The 20259-nt window shown below is 45.5% G+C and carries 15 protein-coding genes; 12 read left to right on the top strand and 3 right to left on the bottom strand.

From position 1 onward, the window contains the following. The first annotated feature begins 40 nt into the window (after positions 1–40). Positions 41–1078: an acyltransferase family protein gene (locus ST37_RS06350; RefSeq protein WP_084884737.1), complete on the top strand. Its 1038-nt coding sequence runs from the start codon at positions 41–43 to the stop codon at positions 1076–1078. Between the two features lie 30 nt (positions 1079–1108). Here the strand turns inward: ST37_RS06350 and ST37_RS06345 are convergent, their stop codons facing one another. Continuing rightward, on the bottom strand, positions 1109–3616 hold the full coding sequence (locus tag ST37_RS06345) for a nitrate reductase (RefSeq protein WP_084884736.1): 2508 nt from the start codon (positions 3614–3616) through the stop codon (positions 1109–1111). Between the two features lie 447 nt (positions 3617–4063). Here ST37_RS06345 and cobA point away from each other — a divergent pair, with 447 nt between their 5' ends. From cobA to ST37_RS06290, 11 genes are all read left to right on the top strand, one after another. Further along, positions 4064–4882 (top strand): uroporphyrinogen-III C-methyltransferase, encoded by an 819-nt coding sequence (cobA, locus tag ST37_RS06340; RefSeq protein WP_084884734.1) that lies wholly within the window; start codon positions 4064–4066, stop codon positions 4880–4882. Between the two features lie 56 nt (positions 4883–4938). After that, a complete protein-coding gene (gene nirB, locus ST37_RS06335; RefSeq protein ID WP_084884732.1) occupies positions 4939–7488 on the top strand; it encodes a nitrite reductase large subunit NirB in 2550 nt (849 codons plus the stop codon). 118 nt (positions 7489–7606) lie between these two features. Then, positions 7607–7951, top strand: a complete 345-nt coding sequence (gene nirD / locus ST37_RS06330; protein WP_084884730.1) for a nitrite reductase small subunit NirD — start codon at positions 7607–7609, stop codon at positions 7949–7951. Positions 7952–8497: 546 nt separating this feature from the next. Then, a complete protein-coding gene (locus ST37_RS06325; RefSeq protein ID WP_084884728.1) occupies positions 8498–9487 on the top strand; it encodes an ABC transporter substrate-binding protein in 990 nt (329 codons plus the stop codon). Positions 9488–9565: 78 nt separating this feature from the next. Beyond that, a complete protein-coding gene (locus ST37_RS06320; protein ID WP_084884727.1) occupies positions 9566–10465 on the top strand; it encodes a proline/glycine betaine ABC transporter permease in 900 nt (299 codons plus the stop codon). Next, the gene (locus ST37_RS06315; RefSeq protein WP_084884725.1) at positions 10458–11711 is read left to right on the top strand and encodes a glycine betaine/L-proline ABC transporter ATP-binding protein; all 1254 of its coding nucleotides are present in this window, start codon (positions 10458–10460) and stop codon (positions 11709–11711) included. The genes ST37_RS06320 and ST37_RS06315 overlap by 8 nt, the downstream gene beginning before the upstream one ends. A gap of 83 nt (positions 11712–11794) precedes the next feature. Beyond that, positions 11795–12292, top strand: coding sequence for a MarR family transcriptional regulator (locus tag ST37_RS06310; RefSeq protein ID WP_084884723.1), 498 nt, complete (start codon positions 11795–11797; stop codon positions 12290–12292). A 257-nt stretch (positions 12293–12549) separates the two neighbouring features. Then, on the top strand, positions 12550–14910 hold the full coding sequence (locus ST37_RS06305) for an ATP-binding protein (protein WP_084884722.1): 2361 nt from the start codon (positions 12550–12552) through the stop codon (positions 14908–14910). Between the two features lie 117 nt (positions 14911–15027). Beyond that, positions 15028–16470 carry a coniferyl aldehyde dehydrogenase gene (locus ST37_RS06300; RefSeq protein WP_084884720.1) on the top strand — a complete coding sequence of 481 codons (1443 nt, stop codon included), beginning with the start codon at positions 15028–15030 and terminating at the stop codon, positions 16468–16470. An 8-nt stretch (positions 16471–16478) separates the two neighbouring features. After that, a complete protein-coding gene (locus tag ST37_RS06295; RefSeq protein WP_084884719.1) occupies positions 16479–17066 on the top strand; it encodes a DUF4136 domain-containing protein in 588 nt (195 codons plus the stop codon). Positions 17067–17081: 15 nt separating this feature from the next. Further along, entirely contained in the window at positions 17082–17930 is an 849-nt protein-coding gene (locus ST37_RS06290) for a MaoC/PaaZ C-terminal domain-containing protein (protein WP_084884717.1), read from the top strand. On the opposite strand, the gene ST37_RS06285 is transcribed toward ST37_RS06290, so the two are convergent. Continuing rightward, positions 17923–19011, bottom strand: coding sequence for a glycosyltransferase (locus ST37_RS06285; RefSeq protein ID WP_084884715.1), 1089 nt, complete (start codon positions 19009–19011; stop codon positions 17923–17925). The two genes, ST37_RS06290 and ST37_RS06285, sit on opposite strands and share 8 nt — an antisense overlap. A 31-nt stretch (positions 19012–19042) precedes the next feature. Next, positions 19043–20254 carry a glycosyltransferase gene (locus ST37_RS06280; RefSeq protein ID WP_084884714.1) on the bottom strand — a complete coding sequence of 404 codons (1212 nt, stop codon included), beginning with the start codon at positions 20252–20254 and terminating at the stop codon, positions 19043–19045. Between the last annotated feature and the right edge of the window lie 5 nt (positions 20255–20259).

The following is a 20259-nucleotide window of genomic DNA, read 5'->3' as shown; positions in this document are numbered from 1 at the left end:
GTGTTACCATGCCTAGAATCATTTTTCGTATTATTTACTCATGTACAACACTCCCAAAATATACAGTTTTGACGCCGCACGAGTTGTGGCATTGGTCGCCGTCGTGCTAATTCATGGCCAATTTTTTATGGACTATGCCGTTGTCGATGGCGAACCTTGGTTGAATTACCTGATTAATCAACTTTGTCGCTTCGCAGTTCCACTGTTTTTTCTCATGGCTGGCTACCTGATTTATCCCACTTTGTCCCAGAAACCATTTAAAAAAGCCCGTTCATACTGCATGCCATTGATGGTTATTTGGGCACTTTGGAGTGCGATCGCTCTGGTCATGCCATTTAACCTTGGCACACTTATCCAACACGGCTATCTCGTTGAGAGACAAGGTTATTGGGGCTTCTTAGCCAGTACCCCACTCAACTCTCTGTTTGAAGGTGGCTTGGTTCACCTGTGGTATTTGCCTGCGCTGGTGAGTGCGGTCGTTATTATTGCTCTTTTTGAACGCCTAAGAGTGTATGGATTGCTATTGCCCGTAGCCATTGCGCTGTATGTGTATGGAGTAGGCGCAGGTAGCTACGCGATCATTACTGAGTGGAGCGCGCCTATTTTTACTCGCAATGGTCCCTTTTTCAGTTTGCTGATGGTATCGATAGGCTTTGCCATTAGGCGCAACGATTGGTCTTTACCGGCCTCCTCTGCTCGCGCTATTGCGCTGCTTGGCCTATCGATGCACTTTGCAGAGGCGCTGTTTTTACATGGGAAGGGGCAGTTGTTTAACATGAACGACTTTTTGATTGGCACTGCGGTTTGGTCTGTTGGATTGTTTTTTTGGTTATTGGCAAAACCAAACCTAGGACAAGCTCCAGTTTGGTCCCGTCTGTCTCAATGGGTCTTTCCAATGTATGTGACTCATTTATTTGTCATTATTGTCTTGTTTAACGTAGCCGGAGTGCTTGGGCTTACACAAGGAGCAAAAGACGCATTGGTGTTTATAGGAACGCTTATCGGGTCTTACTTATTGGTGGTTGCTCTTGATAAAACGCCGATGTCTTTTGCCCGTTTAAGATTGCGCTTTGCCTAGCTAGATTGGGTAAAGCGCAAACAGTGACCATTATGGTGTGGTTAATTGCATTAGAGCCATTTCATCGTGCCCATTGCTAAACAGCTCTACAAGCAGTGAAGGAGCTAGTGCCGCAGTAATGTTGGCGCAAACCCACATGGCATAGCGCTTCTCTTGTTTGTAATTCAGACTGGTGGTAATGCGATTGCCAGCAAGGATTGATTGATATTGCCGGCCGCGAGTATCCTGAAGCAGGTATTCAACAGTTTGAATCAACCCATTTTCATCTCGGCTTGATTCAATGATGTAGAGATAGCCTTGCGGGACTTTTTGCTTTACCCAGTAGTCCAACTCGGCCGAGCCAATGACATTTTGATCAATCGATGATTGAGTGATCACTAGAGCGTGGCTTTTATGATCGCACCTCACAACACTGACGGGCGTATGTTTAAACTCAGGTTGACCTGAGAACGGGTCGGCATTCGGTGCGATCACGCTACAAGGTTTACTCTGTCCTGCAGTTTGCGCGCTCCAATGAATTGGGGCGTAAACCTGCTCGGGCAGTACGTCTTCAGTGATTGTTGCGCGCGCTTTAAACGCGCCATAAGGGCTCGAAATAGAGACCACTTGATCGCTTTCTATGTCTAAGTACTGCGCCGTCGAAGGGTGAACTTGTAGATAGGGCTCGGGATCGAACTCTGCCAATTTTGCCGATAAACCGGTACGGGTCATTGTGTGCCATTGATCGCGCGAGCGTCCACTGTTTAGCAGTAATGGAAACTCCTCGCTACTTGCAGAAATTGGCTCTCGATGAGAAACAGCAACAAAGTTGGCCAGGCCGTTAGGCGTATAGAACTGACCATCGCTAAAGAAGCGTTTATTGACGACATCCGTTTGCAGTTCTAATACTGGCCATTGTTGTGGAGCCAAGGTGCTGTAACCTTGCTCATCCAGTTGTGTGAGGCCAATTAAATTAAGATCGCGTTCGCCTTGCTCATTTCCTAGGGTGGTCAATTTAGCGTATTCAGTAAATATCTCGCCTTCATGCAGATAGTCAAACGCGTCAGCAAATCCCATTTTTTGAGCTACCTGAGAAATGATCCACCAATCAGGTTTTGCTTCACCTGGACTGGGTAATAGACGGCGCTGTCGAGAAATTCGTCGTTCTGAGTTGGTCACGGTACCCGATTTTTCGCTCCAGCCTTGTGCTGGCAATAGAAGGTCGGCGTATTGGGCGGTTTCAGTGCCTTCAATACAGTCGGACACCACCACAAATTCACATTTATTTAAGGCGCGAGCAATTTTATCGCTGTCGGGTAAACTTACCGCAGGGTTGGTCGCCATAATCCAGACTGCTTTTATCTCTCCACGATCCATCGCGTCAAATAGATCAAGGGCTTTGAGGCCCGGTTGAGTCGCCAAGTCTTGCGTGCCCCAAAACTCGGACAGTGCGCTTAGGTGCTCTGGATTATCAAACTCCATGTGCGCTGCTAGCATGTTTGCTAAAGCGCCCACTTCACGTCCACCCATAGCATTTGGCTGACCAGTTACAGAAAATGGGCCGCAGCCTTTTTTACCGATTTTTGCAGTGGCTAGATGGCAGTTTAAGATGGAGTTTACTTTATCTGCGCCACTACTTGACTGGTTTACTCCTTGCGAATAAATAGTGAGCACTTTCTCTGTTCCAATAAAGTCGTCAACAAACTGGTCAATTTGTTGTTGAGATAGTCCCGTCGCTAGAGCTGCATCTGCGTAGTCATCGCCGCTATTTTCCGCTTGTGCTGTTGTTAGCGCCTTCGCAAACCCATTGGTGTGTTTCTCGATGAAGGGGTAGTCTATGGCACCTTGTTTTTCCATCTGAGCGAGCAGAGTATTAAACAAAGCTACATCGCCACCTGATGAGATGGGAAGGTGTGAATCTGCGATGTCACAGCTTGCCGTGACTCTAGGATCAATAACCACAATGTTGAGGTTTGGGTTACTTTGTTTTGCGCTTCGCAGTCTTTGAAAGAGTACAGGGTGACACCATGCGAGGTTGGATCCAACCAGTACTACCATGTCTGCGTGTTCGATATCGTCGTAACAGATTGGCACGGTATCGCTGCCAAACGCTCGTTTGTGCCCGACAACCGAAGAAGCCATACAAAGACGTGAGTTACTGTCTATGTTACTGCTTCCCATAAACCCTTTAATCAATTTATTGGCAACATAATAATCTTCGGTGAGAAGCTGACCCGATACATAAAACGCAACAGCTTCGGGTCCATGATCTTTAATCACTTGTTCAAACTTGCTAGCGACCATGTTGGTTGCAGATGACCATGACAGCGATTTTTTACGTCCCTGCTGCTGAACAGTTGGCGTTAGCAATCGACCATCTTGAATCACCGTATCGCCAAGCGCGATCCCTTTTGTGCAAAGCTTGCCATAGTTAGATGGATGCTGCTGATCGCCTCGTACTTCTAGCTCTCCTGTTAATTTTGGGCGAGCCTCAATACCGCAACCTACACCACAGTATGCGCATGTACTTTTAATCCATCCTTGATCCGCTTGATTCATTCATCTATCCCTTTAATTCACCATTTAGCCTTCACTTAGACAATCGCACAGTGTGCAGGTCTACATGGATTACAGCTCGTTACAAACACTAAAGCAACTAGTACGCCAACCCCCCGAAATCAGTTGAGAATTACAAATTAATTTATTTATTTCAATTGGTTAAGTTGATGGTTTTTCGGGCATGACCCAGTAGAATTGGAGCTGGCATAGCGAAATAGGATACTTTTGCACCATTTTAAGCGTTTTATCCATTTTAGGTGCACCATGTTTGTTCAATTATTGTTACAGTGCGTATCAATTTTGTTAACTCCAAAGTGGTATATTTGAAAATTATTTTCTTTTAAATTGTTGAATAATAATAAATAAAATGCACTTGGGAAGTGTGTTTTGTCTATTGGCATTCTCCTTGCTGACTTAAGGTATACCCGCAGTTTGGGAGCGAGAGGAATGAATAAACAGTCAACAGCTAACTACAGTCAATTCGGTCATAAAATGGGCAATGTGAGTTTAGTCGGAGCCGGTCCCGGAGACCCTGACTTACTGACTATAAAAGCGTTACGAACCATCCAACAGGCTGACGTGATTGTTTTTGATAATCTGGTGAGCAAGGCTATTCGGGAGCTTTTCCCTGTCGATACGCCCACGATTTATGTAGGGAAATCAAAGGCCTGTCATAGCGCTACTCAAGATGAAATCAATCAAATCCTGGTGACATTGTCTGATCAAGGGAAAAAAGTGTGCCGATTGAAAGGTGGGGATGCATTTGTATTCGGGCGAGGTGGTGAAGAGATGCTTGAATTGCTCTCTGCGGGCGTTGATGTTGATGTTGTTCCTGGTATTACCGCAGCGTCTGGATGCACCACCTATGCTGATATCCCTTTAACCCATAGAGGTTTGACACAAGGCTGTACCTTCATTACGGCCCATGCAGGCAAAGAACTCGAACACAATTGGCAAGCGTTAGCACAACTCAATCAAACATTGGTCGTCTATATGGGCGTATCGAAATGCGAACTGGTGATGGACGCATTGATTGGTCATGGGCTCGATAGCCGCACTCCCGCTGCTTTCATAGAGAAAGGGTGTACATCCGAGCAACGAACCCTCATCGGTACTTTAGGGAGCTTAGATGACTTGAGAGACAAACATAATGTTGTCACCCCAGCACTTATAGTGATTGGTGAGACGGTTGCAGTCGCAGGGCAGGTAGAGCAATTGAGGCAGCAAATGTTGGAATCAAAAGAGCCATTACCACTGACCGCGTAGCGCCATAAAGAATACATTGAAATTATAAAATTTAAATTAAAGACAGGAAGTAAGCCATGAGTAAACAAAGGATTGTTGTAGTTGGAAACGGGATGGTTGGTCATAAGTTTATTGACAACTTAATTGCCGCAGAGCGTTCGGATATTGATGTAATTACCTTTTCAGAAGAGCCGAGATTGGCTTATGACCGAGTCCAGCTGACTTCTTACTTCGAGGGAAAAACCGTCGAAGATTTATCACTTACCGACGAAACCTACTATGAAGAAAATGGTGTGAAATTTGTCGTTAATGAGAAAGTCACTCAAGTGGACACCAACAGCAAAAAAGTGATCACGCAAAGTGGGCGAGAAGAAGCCTATGACAAACTGGTATTGGCAACGGGCTCTTACCCATTTGTTCCTCCTATTCCGGGCAATGACTCAGAGCATTGTTACGTGTACCGCACTATTGAAGATCTCGATGCGATTGAAGCGGGAAGTAAGGTCAGTAAGAGTGGCGTTGTCGTCGGTGGTGGTTTGCTAGGGCTAGAAGCGGCCAATGCAATCAAAAACTTAGGTTTAGAAACTCATGTGGTTGAGTTTGCGCCAAGATTGATGGCGGTTCAGCTTGACGAGGGTGGTGGCGCGCTATTGCGACGTAAAATTGAAGCTCTTGGTGTCGGCGTGCACACAGAAAAAGCCACCACTGAAATCGTTGCGGGTGAAACCTCTAGATACCGCATGAATTTTGCTGATGGCAGCTTTTTAGAAACCGATATGATCGTGTTTTCAGCGGGCATCCGTCCTCAAGATGAGTTGGCCCGTGGCGGTGACATTGCCATAGGTGAACGTGGTGGCATCAGTGTTGACAACCATATGCTGACGGACAAAGAAGACGTCTATGCCATTGGCGAATGTGCCTTGTGGGATAATAAAATTTTTGGGCTTGTTGCACCCGGGTATCAGATGGCCAAAGTCGCGGCTCAGCATATCCTAGAACCTACAGAAGCCAGTGAGTTTACGGGCGCAGACATGAGTACCAAGCTTAAGCTCATGGGCGTTGATGTTGCTAGTATTGGTGAAGTGCATGGTCAAACACCGGGCGCGCAATCATACACTTATCATGATGAGATCGATCAGGTCTATAAACGTCTTATTTTGTCTGAAGATGGGTCAAAAATCGTGGGTGCGGTATTGGTCGGTGAAGCCGAATCCTACGGAACACTACTGCAAACCAAACTTAATGACATGCCGTTACCGAGCAATCCGTCTGTATTGATTCTTCCCAATGCTGCAGAGGATGAAGGCGCAGCTATGGGAATTGAAGCACTACCAGACAGCGCCCAAATCTGTAGCTGTTTCGATGTGACCAAAGGAGACATCAAACAAGCGGTTGCGGACGGTTGTACAACAATGGCCGCACTTAAGGATTCAACCAATGCGTCTACCGGCTGTGGAGGATGTAGTGCGCTGGCTAAACAAGTGCTCGATAGCGAACTTGCTAGCCTAGGTGTTGAGGTAAATAACGACCTGTGTGAGCACTTCGCTTATTCACGTCAGGAACTGTCCGACATTATTCGAGTTAACAAAATTAAGACGTTTGACGAGCTTCTAACCTCTCACGGAACGGGGCTTGGTTGTGAGCTGTGTAAACCTGCGGTCGGCTCAATTTTGGCTTCATTTTGGAATGACTATGTGCTGCAAAGTGAGCATATGGAACTGCAGGATACCAACGACATTTATCTTGGAAACATGCAAAAAGACGGCACTTACTCTGTCGTTCCTCGAATTGCGGGTGGCGAGATCACGCCAGACAAGCTTATTGTGATAGGTGAAGTCGCGAAAGAGTTTAACCTCTATACAAAAATCACGGGAGGTCAGCGGGTTGATCTGTTTGGTGCACAACTCAATGATCTACCAGTAATTTGGCGCCGATTGGTGGAGGCTGGATTTGAAACGGGCCATGCCTACGGCAAATCGGTGCGAACCGTTAAGTCATGTGTGGGCAGTACTTGGTGCCGGTTTGGTGTGAAAGACTCAGTTGGCTTTGCCGTGGACATTGAAAATCGATACAAAGGCTTGCGTGCACCACACAAACTGAAATTTGCCGTATCGGGCTGTACCCGCGAATGTGCCGAGGCACAGTGTAAAGATATAGGCATCATCGCCACCGAAAATGGTTGGAACCTCTATGTGTGTGGTAATGGCGGGATGCGACCGCGCCACGCCGATCTATTTGCCACGGATCTGGACGATAAAACCTTGATCAAATATGTCGACCGCGTATTGATGTTTTATGTGCGCACCGCCGACAAGCTGCAGCGTACATCTGTGTGGTTAGAAAACTTAGAAGGCGGCTTAGACTATCTAAAACAAGTGGTTATAGAAGACAAATTGGGCATCTGTGATGAGCTTGAAAAAGAGATGGCAGCCAGTCTTGCGAACTATCAATGTGAGTGGAAAACAACCATTGAGTCTCCAGAAAAACTAAAACGCTTTAGTCATTTCATTAACAGTGATCAGCGCGATGAAAAACTAAAATTCATCAGTGTCCGCGAGCAGTTAATCCCTGCAGATAAAGTGGATGAATACGCTGAAAATGCCATAGAGGTGGTTGAACTTACCTAAGGCCGCTCACAACTACATTTGTTGAGTGCCAATTGACCAAGATTGGTACTCAAATACCCATTATCGATGACTTCTAGAAACAAGGAAGATAAGGCCAAGCCTTAACAAGGAGAACACTATGCAAAACTGGCAAGCTGTATGCAGCGTAACTGATTTAGCGCCCAATGTTGGCGTGTGCGCGTTAGTCGAAGGTGAGCAGGTCGCTATATTCAACTGTACTCGCACGCAAGCAATCTATGCGATTTCAAATTATGACCCCTTTGGCAAAGCCAATGTGTTGTCTCGAGGACTCATAGGTGGTATTGGTGACCAACCACACGTGGCTTCACCACTTTATAAACAGCACTTTAACCTTAATACAGGCGTGTGTTTGGAAGACGAATCAGTCGTCCTCAAAACCTATCCGGTTGAGATAAAAGATGGCGTGGTCCATATTGCCTTGTTGGGAGAGATCGCAGCATAAACTGCAGATACCAACACCTAGGCTCTACTGTTTTAGGTGGAGCCTTTATTTGTTTTTCGAACGGCGTTATTGTCGTATGTCCTAATTGTCATGCCCTATAGCGTAAGCGCTCGCGGTTGATAAAAAGATAATAGCTGCAGCAACTGCGGTAATTGTATGATTAATCGTTTTCATTGATTTTTTCCTCACCGTTTGGTTAGCCATGTCAACCAAAACGCAGTGCGATTGAATCGATCTTGAGTATGACGCTTAAATTCCATTTATCTATTAGCAATACATTGGTTTGTACAAATAACCGTCAGTACAACCCCTGCGAAAATTGCTTTGATGTCAAAATATATGGCGAGACAACAACGATCTTTTCTGGTCCTTTCAGTGGTGAGCAATTCACCGTTTTTCGCTCTATTTGGAGTGATAATTCTCTATTTTTACCGCTCTAATACTTAATTTTAACCAATAATTAAAACGTAAATTTAAGAATTTAGTTTGAATACAAACGATTGGTTCGGTAACCTAGTGAGGACGTTAAGAGAAAGGAAACTCATTATGAACTACAAAATGCCGTTAATTCTAGCGGCTGGACTTCTATCGACACAGGCTCATGCGAGTGAGTGTGGCACAGTAACCATCGCCGATATGAACTGGAACTCAGCCAGTGTTATGGCCAATGTGGACCGCTTTATTCTCGAGCACGGTTACGACTGTGATGCAGAGCTTATCCCTGGCGATACAATGCCGACCGGCACTTCAATGATCGAAAAAGGGCAGCCTGACATCGCTCCAGAGCTTTGGAGCAATGCACTTAAAGATGCTTTAGATCGTGGGGTAGAAGAAAAACGTATTCGTTATGCAGGTAAATCGCTCGTTGACGGCGGTGAAGAAGGTTTTTGGGTTCCGGCTTATCTTGTTGAGAAGCACCCAGAAATGGCAACCATTGAAGGTGTGAAAAAGCACGCGAAATTGTTTGAACACCCAGAAGACCCAGACCGTTCTGCGTTTTACTCTTGCCCAGCGGGTTGGAACTGTCAGATCAGTGCAGCAAACTTGTTTCAGGCAATGAATATGGAAGATGCGGGCTTTGACATCATTGATCCAGGCTCGGCAGCAGGCCTTTCTGGCTCTATTGCGAAATCGTATGAGCGTGGTGAAGCATGGTTGGGCTATTACTGGGCACCGACTGCGGTCTTGGGTAAATACACTATGGTCAAAGTAGACTTTGGCAGCGGTATTGATTTGGATGAGTTTATTAACTGTACCACTCAAGCTGAGTGTGATGATCCAAAGCCAACAATGTACCCACCATCACCTGTGCACACCATCACAACCGAAAAGTTTGCGGCTCGCGCACCAGAAGCGTATGAGTACTTCACAAAACGTGGCTTTAAAAACAACGATATGAACCAAGTTTTGGCCTGGATGGAAGATAACCAAGCCAATGGTGAAGAAGCCATGTACCACTTCCTTGAAGAGTACCCTCAAATTTGGCAAGAGTGGCTACCACAAGATATCGCACAGAAAGTGCAAGACGCACTGTAAATATTTTAGAGCGGTAACATTCCGCTTTGGTTGTACACCAGGGCCCTCACGGGCTCTGGTCGTTAAAGGTTGTAAATCATGTCCGATACAAATTGGCTGAACGAATTTCCAGAAATGAATCGTGAAAGCCTACGAACTATTCGTAAAACACTCGACGGTGCCTACCGTGATTTTTCTCGTGAATATGGCGAGATGATCGAATCTTTCTTTGACCCACTGCTTAGTTTTCTTGTCTGGTTTGAAAAACTGCTTCTCTCTACACCTTGGGTTATTGTGTTAGCCATTTGTGTTGCATTGGTGTATGCCGCTAGTCGCTCGTGGAAATTGTCTTTGAGCTGCTTTGTTTCTTTATTGCTGATTGGCTATTTTGGCATGTGGGAAGATACCATGCGAACGCTGAGCATCATCACTGTGTGTACCATGCTAGCCATAGTGTTAGGCATTCCTATAGGTATTGCGATGGCGCGATCCAATCGCGTTCAGTCTATCGTGACACCACTGTTAGATGTGATGCAAACGATGCCAGCATTTGTGTACTTGATCCCAGTGGTCATGTTGCTAGGCATTGGCAAAATTCCAGGATTGATTGCGGTAGTAATCTACGCAATTCCACCAGTAATTCGATTAACCAACTTAGGTATTCGCCTCGTAGACAAAGAAGTGCTAGAAGCGGCGCAAGCATTTGGTGCGAGTAAACGCCAACGACTGCTTGGTGTGCAGTTACCCTTGGCAATGCCAACGATTATGGCTGGGATTAACCAAACCATAATGATGGCACTATCGATGGTTGTTATTGCATCAATGATCGGGGTTAAAGGTTTAGGGCAACCGGTGCTTAAATCCATTACTAACCAGTACTTTACGCTAGGTCTTCTAAACGGCTTGGCGATTGTAGCACTGGCGATACTGTTTGACCGTTCATCACAAGCTTATGCAAAACGTACTCAGGCTCACTTAGGAGATCTTAAACATGACTAAGCCTCTCATTGAAATAAGTGACCTTTACAAAATTTTTGGGCCGAAACCTCAATCGGTTGTAGAGCGCGTAAAATCTGGTCAAAGTAAAGAACAAATCCTCGCGGAAACTGGCCACACCGTCGGTTTAAAAGCGATCGATATGCAAATTAATAAAGGCGAGATCTTCGTGATCATGGGGCTTTCTGGCTCGGGTAAATCAACCATGATTCGTCACTTCAACCGTTTGATCGATCCTACCTTAGGAAAGATTTTGGTTGAAGGTGTGGACGTCATGGAATTGTCCACTAAAGAGTTGGAAGAGTTTCGTCGCCAAAAAATGTCGATGGTGTTTCAGCGCTTTGCGCTTTTGCCGCACCGAACAGTTCTAGAAAATGTCGCGTACGGCTTAGAGATTCAGGGAATTGCCAAACCAGATCGCCATGCCAAAGCTATGGAGTGGATGGAAACGGTTGGACTTAAGGGGTATGAAAAGCAGTACCCAGCGCAATTGTCTGGGGGCCAACAACAACGTGTTGGATTGGCTCGTGCCTTGGCTACCGATGCAGAAATTCTACTGATGGATGAAGCATTCTCGGCGTTAGATCCGCTGATTCGCAGTGAGATGCAAGACCAATTGATTGAACTGCAACAAAAACTGCACAAAACCATTATTTTCATTACTCACGATTTAGATGAAGCTCTTCGCCTAGGTGATCGCATAGCGATTTTGAAAGACGGTGAATTGGTCCAACAGGGCGCACCGGATGAGATCTTACTGAGTCCTGCCGACGATTACGTTGAAGCCTTTGTTAAAGATGTAAACCGCGCACGTGCACTGAGTGTTGAGAACGTAATGCAACCGCCAGCGTATCGCATTACCGCAACCACCATCGAAGAAGCGCTTAAACAGATGAAAGGCGTAAAGCAAGATTACGCGTATCATGTGACTGACGAGGGCTATCAAGGCGTGGTCACGCGGGAAAGCCTAATCGATGCACAAAATGATGAACAAAAAGATCTAGAGCAGGATATTTATGAAGAGGTGCCTACGGTATCGGCTGACTCTTTCATTGAAGAAATATTACCTGAGTCACTTGTCTCTGATTATTCATTGCCAGTTGTTGATAAAGAAGGTAATTTGCAAGGCGAATTAGAGCGTAGTGCCGTGGCTGAAATATTCACTGACTCTACCGATGAACAATCTGCAACCAGTAGTTCGCAAAAGGAAGACCTTTCTAAAACTAAGGAAAAATCTCCGACGAGCTAAGGTCCAAAGCACCTATAAACCAATAGGTTGTGATTGCTTAACGCATCACAACTTGTTGGTATAGGCAATGAAAGAGAACCGACGTGAATAATATTGAAGAAGTTTTAGTCGCATTAAGACGTGTGATTAGAGCAACAGATCTACATTCAAAGCATCTATCCAAAACAACCGGCCTGACTGCGCCTCAAGTATTGCTGTTGCAAACACTGCGTGACAAGGGATTGCTCACCAACGGTGAACTGGCCAAAGAGATGAGCTTAAGTCAGGCTACCGTAACCTCTATCCTTGATCGACTCGAAAAACGCGGATTCGTCGTTCGCGAGCGATCAAATACCGATAAGCGCAAAGTACACGCAATCCTAACACCATTGGGTCGAGACACTCTGTTTGATGCTCCTATTCCTTTGCAAGAGCACTTTGCCAGTCAATTTAGCGATCTGCAGAGCTGGGAACAGACGATGATAATTTCGTCGTTGCAACGCATCGCTTATATGATGGATGCAGACCATATTGATGCATCTCCCGTGTTGGATATTGGTCAACTTGATCGTCATAGCTCTGCGCCTGATAAATCAGACTGACGTCATTTTAACTCTTGAACCAGCAAGAGATGATTTTATATAAACCAATTCGTTTGATATTTGACCAATCAAACGGTTGAGTCTCTCAATTGCACCACAAAATCGCCTAACCCTTCTCATCGTCTTGATAAACTTAAACTAATTGGGATTCTATAGGTTAATCGGCACACCATTTGTCTTAATGTTGGGGAATCTCGCCAAGTTGGCGTCCTTCGATTGTCTATTGTGTATACTTTTAGAAAAGAGAGGATGAAGTTATGGGGATAAATAAGCTAGTTGCTTCAGAGGTATATCAACACTCAGACCTAACTAACCTTCCTGCTAAGTCGACAAAAGATATTGTTCCTATAAACGAAATCGTGGGACAAGAACGCGCGCAAAAAGCCGTCGAATTTGCTATGTCGATCAAAGAAAAAGGCTACAACATCTATGCGATAGGTCGCAATGGGTTGGGTAAGCGCACCATGATCCTACGTTATCTAAAGCGCAATCCACATCAAAATGGCGAATTAGCCGACTGGTGTTATGTGGCTAATTTTGACGATATACGAACCCCTAAAGTACTCAAACTGCCAAGTGGTATTGGTTCGCTGTTAAAAAACGATTGTGAAAAGCTGATGGAAAAGTTGCTTAAAGCGATGCCTTTGGCATTTGACAACGAAATGTACTTTTCTCGCTCTGAGCAACTCAAAAATCAACTCGCCACCAAACAAGCTCAAGAGCTTGAAAAAATGACCGCCATGGCCAAGGAAAAAGCCATTAGCCTCTCTATCACTCCGCAAGGTGACTATCAATTTGTGGCACTAGACGGCGAAGAACAACACTCCGAGGAGTCTTTTGATCAACTTCCAAAGAAAGAACAGGAGTTGTTTGAGAAAAACATAGACGAGTTGGAATCGCTGCTTCGCGAAATGGTAAGAGTGTTTACCGATTGGGAAGAAGACTACGCGAATAAGATTAAACGCCTCAATAACCAACGAGCAGATCAAGTGGCTGGGCACTTAGTTGAAGAGTTGGTCACTAAATACGAGAGCTACTCTGAGATAAAACACTACCTCAAATCACTGCGAACCGATGTAATAGAAAACGTCGATATCTTTCTCGAAGAAGGCAACGAACAAGCGGATATTGCCGGTGCATCATTAGATAAACGTCTTCCACGACGTTATAAAATCAATGTGCTAGTCAGTCAAACAGAGTCTCAACTTCCTGTTATTGTGGAAGAAAGTCCAAACTATCATTCGCTGTTTGGCTATATTGAAACGGCAACATTTAAGGGCACGGTATTTACAGATTTCTCTTTGATTCGTCCTGGCGCACTGCACCGCGCTAATGGTGGTGTGCTGTTGATGGATGCAGTTAAAGTATTGGAACAACCTTACGTGTGGGAAGGGCTAAAACGCGCACTTCGCTCGCGCTCGCTCAGCTTGACCTCACTAGAGAAGGAAGTGACCTTGACCGGTACTGTATCTCTTGATCCAGAGCCGATTCCATTAGACATTAAAATAATCTTGTTTGGCGACTATCGAACTTATCAGCTTTTGCAACAGTACGACGCGGAGTTTTCAGAGCTGTTTAGAGTAACGGCTGATTTTGAAGACGAGATGGATCGCAACGAGTCGAGCGAAATGCACTACGCTCGTTTTATTTCAAGCATCGTTCACGATAATAAATTGCTGCATTGCGACGTTAAAGCCATTGAAAGAATCATCGAGCACAGCGCTCGTCGCAGTGGCAGCCAAACGAAATTGTCGCTGCACTCTGCGCATATTGCCAATTTGCTTCGCGAAACCAATTACGTTGCGAAAGCGGCCAACGCGAAACGGATCGTAAGCTCGCACGTTGAGCAAGCATTAGCGAATCAGGAATCACGTGTTAGCCGAATGCAAGAAGGTGTAATGGAGTCGTTTGTTAACGGCACCACACTGATGCGAACCGAAGGCGTGGCGGTTGGACAAGTGAATGCGCTGTCGGTATTGGCCACAATTGACCATGCCTTTGGCGCGCCAAATCGAATCACCGCCACCACGTCTTACGGTGAAGGGGAGGTGATCGATATTGAGCGGCAGGTCGATCTTGGAGGCAGTATTCACTCTAAGGGCGTGATGATCTTGTCTGCTTATATGCGTACCGTCTTTGGTAAAACAGCCAAAGTACCATTAACTACGACGATAACCTTTGAACAATCTTATGGAGGCGTCGATGGGGACAGTGCGAGTATGGCTGAATTCTGCGCCGTTGTGTCGGCTTTTGCCAAAAGAGAAGTGAGGCAGGAGTTAGCGATTACAGGCTCCATGAATCAGTTTGGTGAAGCTCAGCCTATAGGGGGTGTGAATGAAAAAATCGAAGGGTTTTTTGATGTTTGCCAAATAAAAGGGCGGAACAATGCTCAGGGAGTGATCATTCCACGATCCAATGTGCAAAACTTGATGCTGCGAAGTGATATTGTCACCGCAATAGAGAAGGGTACATTTACTATTTACGCTATAGATCGTGTAGAAGAAGCAGTGGAGCTTTTCATGGGCATAGAAGCCGGTGTCGCAAGTGACGAAGGCAGCTATCCAATCAATACGGTTTATGGGATTGCTCAAGCAAAACTAAACGCGCTTAGAAAGTAGTTTTACAGTGTAAACTCCAACTTAACTTGGCTTCTGGGAGGCGGTTGGCTTAATATAACATCTTGATTGTGTTAGGCCTTGTGACGCCAACCAGTATCCAGTTGAGGGAAATTTTGCATGAACGCACAGACAGATAAACCGATTGAAACGCTCTCATTTCTAGAGGGTCAGCAATCATTGAGCTTACAGCAGCTTTTTAAACGCTCTAAGCACGTCTACGCACAGCAACGTTATCCTAGTTTAGAGACCCGATCAGAGCGAATCCGCACCTTACAGCAAAATTTGTTGGATAATAAGCAGCGGCTTGTCGAGGCTCTGAGCAAGGATTACGGTCACCGAACTGAGTTTGACTCGCTAATGGCGGACGTCATGCCAAGCGTTCAGCAGGCGAAATATACGCTAACAAAACTGTCTAAGTGGATGAAGCGCGAGAAACGTCATGCTGGACTTATGTTTACACCTTCAAGTGTCAAAGTGACTTACCAACCGTTGGGTGTTGTTGGCATTATCTCTCCATGGAATTTCCCGATCATTTTAGCCATTTCACCTACAATCACAGCGCTAGCGGCCGGTAACACGGTGATGATTAAGCTTTCAGAGTTTACGCCCCACACCAATTTAGCATTACGCTCGTTGTTTAAAGGTCTGGAAGATGTGGTGTGCCTAATTGAAGGTGGGCCCAATGTCGCGAGTGAGTTTAGTGCGTTACCTTTTGATCATCTATTGTTTACTGGGTCAACGTCGGTGGGCAAGCTCGTGGCAAAAGCGGCGGCTGAAAACCTCACGCCAGTGACACTGGAGCTAGGCGGTAAATCACCCGCGATCATCACCGACAAAGGAAAGCTCGACAAAGCTGTCGACGCCTTGTTGTTTGGTAAGTGTTTAAATGGTGGCCAGATTTGTGTATCGCCTGACTATGTTTTGCTACCAAAATCGCTTGAAGACGCATTCATCGAAAAATTTTCTAAACGCTATCTTCAATCGATGAAAAAGAGTGGCGAACTGACGGCCATTATTAACCAACGTCAATGGGAGCGCTTGCAAAGCTATTTACCCGATGCAGAGCAAAAAGGGGCACAATTGATATCGTTAAATGCTTCGCTATCAAACGCCGACCAGCCTTATTTGATGCAGCCTACGTTAGTTAAAAACGTAAACGATAACATGACCATCATGCAAGACGAGATATTTGGACCGCTACTGCCTATTGTAACCGTTGATTCACTGTCTGAAGCGCTGGCTTATATTAATGAGCGCCCTCGTCCACTTGCACTTTATCTATTTAGTGATGATAAACATGAACAATCACAAGTACTTGAGCAGACACACAGCGGAGGGGTCGCCATTAACGACACGGTTATCCACGTTGCGTTAGAAGATGCTCCTTTTGGCGGAGTAGGACCATCAGGAATGGGTCACTATCATGGGGTTGAAGGCTTCAAAACTTTCAGTAAAGCAAAAACCGTTATGCATACACCAAGTTGGTTACCAAGAAACGCACTATTACTTCTGCATAAGAAGTTCGCAGTGTCATTTTTCAGTCGATTTTTTGTTCGGTAAGGACAATTATGAAAGCATCGTGGTTGTTATTTATCGGGATAGTAATTGGATTATCGGGCTGTGTAACGACGACGGTTGAGCCAGAAATCCCTAGTTTACCCATAGCGACGATCACTAGTGGTGAACTTAGTTTTATCCCTAATAATGCGACCCGATACGCATGGCACCCTCAGTCTGGAAATAATTTTCTAGACGACAGCTACAACGAGCAAAGTATTGATGCTCACCTGTTACAATCTATTCGTGCCAAATTAGCCTATAAAGGCTATCAAGAAGTATTGCTCTCGCAAAATCCAGATTTTCTTATAGGCTATGGCGTTGCGATTGAATCGCAACTGTCTGACGTGGCGCTGTTTGCAAAAACGTTACTCAATACGGGAATAAACATTGATGGTAGCGAGGAGATAGAAGGTGTGCATGTCGAGAAAGGTACAGTACTTCTTGCACTATTTACTGCAAACCCCGATATGCAAAGTCGTTGGGTCGCGATGTCTCAGGGACCGGTCTCTCCAGAATACGAAGAAAACGGTTTGATGCAAGATAGGATTGAATCAATATTACGCCATCTAAATTCAATGCCTGATGCTGCGCAATAGATTACAAGGTAAAGGATGACTACAACGTATTTACTCTCTGAGCTTCCGTCAAATACTCGACTGGCATTTTTGGCACTGACTCAACGCAGTACGCCAGTAAGAGGGCAGTCGTTATCGGCAGGTAAGTGGTCTATTAACGAGTTTAAATTTGAGTCTCAGCAACTCGAGCGTTACCGTCAATGCTTCAACTTTTCAGATAACTCGATACCGTTAAGCTTTTTGTTTGTGGCCACACAGCAAGTGCAACTGAGCTATCTATCTCAAAAAAGTTTGTCCATTAAACTACTTGGCTTAGTGCATGTATCCATTGAGTTTGAACAGAATGCCTTGCTGGATCCAAGTGCTGCCTACCAAGTCGAAGTATCGTTGGGGGAGCAATGTTGGAGTGAAAAAGGGCTGCAATTTGATTTGGTGGTGAACTTTGTCAACGAGCAAGAGATCGTGGCAGGTTTTGTAAGTCGGTATATTCAAATTACCAATAAGACATCGGCAAAACGGCGGCCTCGCCAAAACGAAACTGCTCAGCAGTCATCAGATTGGACAACGGTCAAAGCGATTTCATTTTCGTCGCGAGTTGGCCGAGATTATGCTTCTATATCAAAGGACTACAACCCCATACACCTGACGCCTTGGCTCTCCAAGTGGTTCGGTTTTAAGCGCCCAATTGTTCATGGCATGTATTCAGTCGCGGTGATTTTGAGTGCGCAAAAAAACCAACAGCTATGCCGGGCAAATTTTCGCTTCACTAAGCCTATATTAATGCCAAATAGTGCAACGCTTCTGGTCGATGGGAATCGCTGGGCATTATCGCTGGAAGGTGATCGTACAGCTGTAGAAGCAGAGGTTATTACTAGCGCTAGCTAGCAGCATAGAGCCGATAGTATTGGCTTAACATCTGCTGTTTGCTGTAACTCTGCTCCACATGCTCTCTGGCATGCTTTGCTATTCTTGCTCTTGTGAGCGGTTCACGGTACAGGGTCAATATGGCTTCTGTGAGTTGCGGTCGGTTCTCACTTTCGGTCAATAAACCATTGTGCTGATGTTTTATCACCTCTTTAATTCCGCCAACGTTTGTGACTACAGGCGCCACCTTCATTGACATTGCCTCTAGTAGAGTGACGGGTATCCCTTCGGCAATTGAGCTAAGAATAAACAGGTCAAAACTTTGGTAGTAAGGTTTTACATCCATCTGCGCACCAGCAAATACCACTTCACCCAGAGGTGGAAGTGCCTGTTGATACTGTTTCAACGCTGTGAGTTCAGGTCCGTCTCCTACGAGCACTAAGCGACTGTTGATCGCAAAATCAGCATCTTGATGACAAGCCTGCGAGTATGAATCCAACAACATGGTTTGATTCTTTATGGCTTGCATTCGAGCTACGTGTCCGAGGGTAAATTTAGGGCTGCGCTGTTTGGTTTCGACATTAAAATGCTTAGTATCTACGCCATTGTGCACCACCTGAACTTTTCTTAACGACAGACCAACATCTTGTCGTAGCCAATCCCCAAGGTCTTTGGAAACGGCAACAAACTTGTGTACTACTGGCGAGCATAGTTTTCGTAACAGTCGATATCTGTTGTTAGAACCATCGGGGTCGTAGCTGTCGCGACCATGTTCGGCGTGGATTCTTCGTGGGATACGAAGTAAAGCTGCTATCCATTGATACTCTATAGTCGCGAGGTTATAGGAGTGTAGGGTATCAGGCTGAATGATCTTCAACTGCCTGTAGAGGGTTTTATAGATCGAGATACTGTGTCCAGACGGTTTGTTTAGCTGGTAAATATGCACGTTTGATGGGAGCAACTCAATCATTGCAGGGTCCGCTTGAGTCAATGTGACAATATGGTGTTCAAAGTGCTGATGCGAATCGCGCACCATATCTAAGATCAGTTTCTCTAATCCACCAATTCCGAAGCTGTAAACCAGATGACAAATACGACTCATAATAAATACATTCCATGTTTAATATCGGGCTTTAATTGGGTGAAGCGGTTTGCTGTGATGACCGATTACTAAGTGTCTGCTCAAATACACGATAGAGTTTATTGCAGGTATCGTCCCATGAGAACTTTTCTGCATGTTGTCTCACTTTATGGCGCTTGCGCGGCTCATTGGTCAAAACTTGAATGCCGCGGGCAATATCGTCGACGGTTCTTTCGATTAGGACACCCGCATCAAATGTTGAAACAATTTCGGGTGTGCCCCAAATGTTTGTCGCGACAACAGGTGTACCGCATGCCATGGATTCGAGGAGCACGTTTGCCCATCCCTCTCGACTAGAGGCTAGAATCGACATATCAGCTGCGCCAAACCAATCACGAAGCTCAGATTGCGGCTTAGAGCCGACAAAATGACATCGTCTTTCAAGGCCAAGTGCTTTCACTCGTTGCTCTAGGGCCGATTGTTGCTCGCCTGTACCAATAAAATACAGTTGTAGTTCGGGGCATTGAGCCAAAGCTTCAACAATGAGATGTTGCCCTTTGCGTTCTACTAGCCATCCAACCGCAACCGCAACCGGCTGATTTAAGGGCAGGTTTAACTGTTGGCGTAAAGCGTGTTGTTGTTGGACGTCGCTATAGCGAAATAACTCCAGATCGACGCCATTTCTGACCGTTACCGCCGAAGGGTCGCACGGTTGAAGGTGATCGATTTCGTTCGCGAGCGCTTGACACACGGCGAGGTTGGCGTCGGACTGTCGAATCGCATATTGGATCATTTTTTTTGCCGGTTTGTATTCGGGGATGAGGTTAATATCAGTCCCACGAGCGGTAAGCGTAAAAGGGATCCGCAACATTTTGCACACTAACGCAATGGCAACGCCATCTGGGTAGTAGTAGTGCCCGTCGACAATATCGTAGCGCTGCTTAATTTTTTGAGATAAGAAAAAGGCGATCAGTGTTAAGGCCATGAAAAAGGGTGTGAAATACATTCCTATTACAGGGATCACCAAGTAGCGAGGGTGATGGACAGTAAAGCCATTTCGAGTTTCTTTGTTGGGCACTGCCGCATATTTTGCGTAGTCTCCAAACCTGGGGTGGGTTAAAGGAAACCATGGTACAGGAGCGACTACATCGACGGACACATCAGGAAAACGTTGCTTTAACTGCTTCATTCGCGTTTCGATGAAAATACCCAGCGATGGCATGGTGCTACTTGGAAACAGTGACGTTAGAGTGAGAATGCGCATAAGAT

The organism is Vibrio sp. qd031 (genome assembly GCF_002100145.1).
In the GTDB taxonomy this organism is placed as follows: domain Bacteria; phylum Pseudomonadota; class Gammaproteobacteria; order Enterobacterales; family Vibrionaceae; genus Vibrio.
This window is presented reverse-complemented; position numbering and strand designations above follow the sequence as displayed.

Bases quoted from the DNA above. Each gene is read 5' to 3' on its own strand.
- ST37_RS06350 (WP_084884737.1), top strand. From the start codon at position 41: ATGTACAACACTCCCAAAATATACAGTTTTGACGCCGCACGAGTTGTG.
- ST37_RS06345 (WP_084884736.1), bottom strand. From the start codon at position 3,616: ATGAATCAAGCGGATCAAGGATGGATTAAAAGTACATGCGCATACTGT.
- cobA (WP_084884734.1), top strand. From the start codon at position 4,064: ATGAATAAACAGTCAACAGCTAACTACAGTCAATTCGGTCATAAAATG.
- nirB (WP_084884732.1), top strand. From the start codon at position 4,939: ATGAGTAAACAAAGGATTGTTGTAGTTGGAAACGGGATGGTTGGTCAT.
- nirD (WP_084884730.1), top strand. From the start codon at position 7,607: ATGCAAAACTGGCAAGCTGTATGCAGCGTAACTGATTTAGCGCCCAAT.
- ST37_RS06325 (WP_084884728.1), top strand. From the start codon at position 8,498: ATGAACTACAAAATGCCGTTAATTCTAGCGGCTGGACTTCTATCGACA.
- ST37_RS06320 (WP_084884727.1), top strand. From the start codon at position 9,566: ATGTCCGATACAAATTGGCTGAACGAATTTCCAGAAATGAATCGTGAA.
- ST37_RS06315 (WP_084884725.1), top strand. From the start codon at position 10,458: ATGACTAAGCCTCTCATTGAAATAAGTGACCTTTACAAAATTTTTGGG.
- ST37_RS06305 (WP_084884722.1), top strand. From the start codon at position 12,550: ATGGGGATAAATAAGCTAGTTGCTTCAGAGGTATATCAACACTCAGAC.
- ST37_RS06300 (WP_084884720.1), top strand. From the start codon at position 15,028: ATGAACGCACAGACAGATAAACCGATTGAAACGCTCTCATTTCTAGAG.
- ST37_RS06295 (WP_084884719.1), top strand. From the start codon at position 16,479: ATGAAAGCATCGTGGTTGTTATTTATCGGGATAGTAATTGGATTATCG.
- ST37_RS06290 (WP_084884717.1), top strand. From the start codon at position 17,082: ATGACTACAACGTATTTACTCTCTGAGCTTCCGTCAAATACTCGACTG.
- ST37_RS06285 (WP_084884715.1), bottom strand. From the start codon at position 19,011: ATGAGTCGTATTTGTCATCTGGTTTACAGCTTCGGAATTGGTGGATTA.
- ST37_RS06280 (WP_084884714.1), bottom strand. From the start codon at position 20,254: ATGCGCATTCTCACTCTAACGTCACTGTTTCCAAGTAGCACCATGCCA.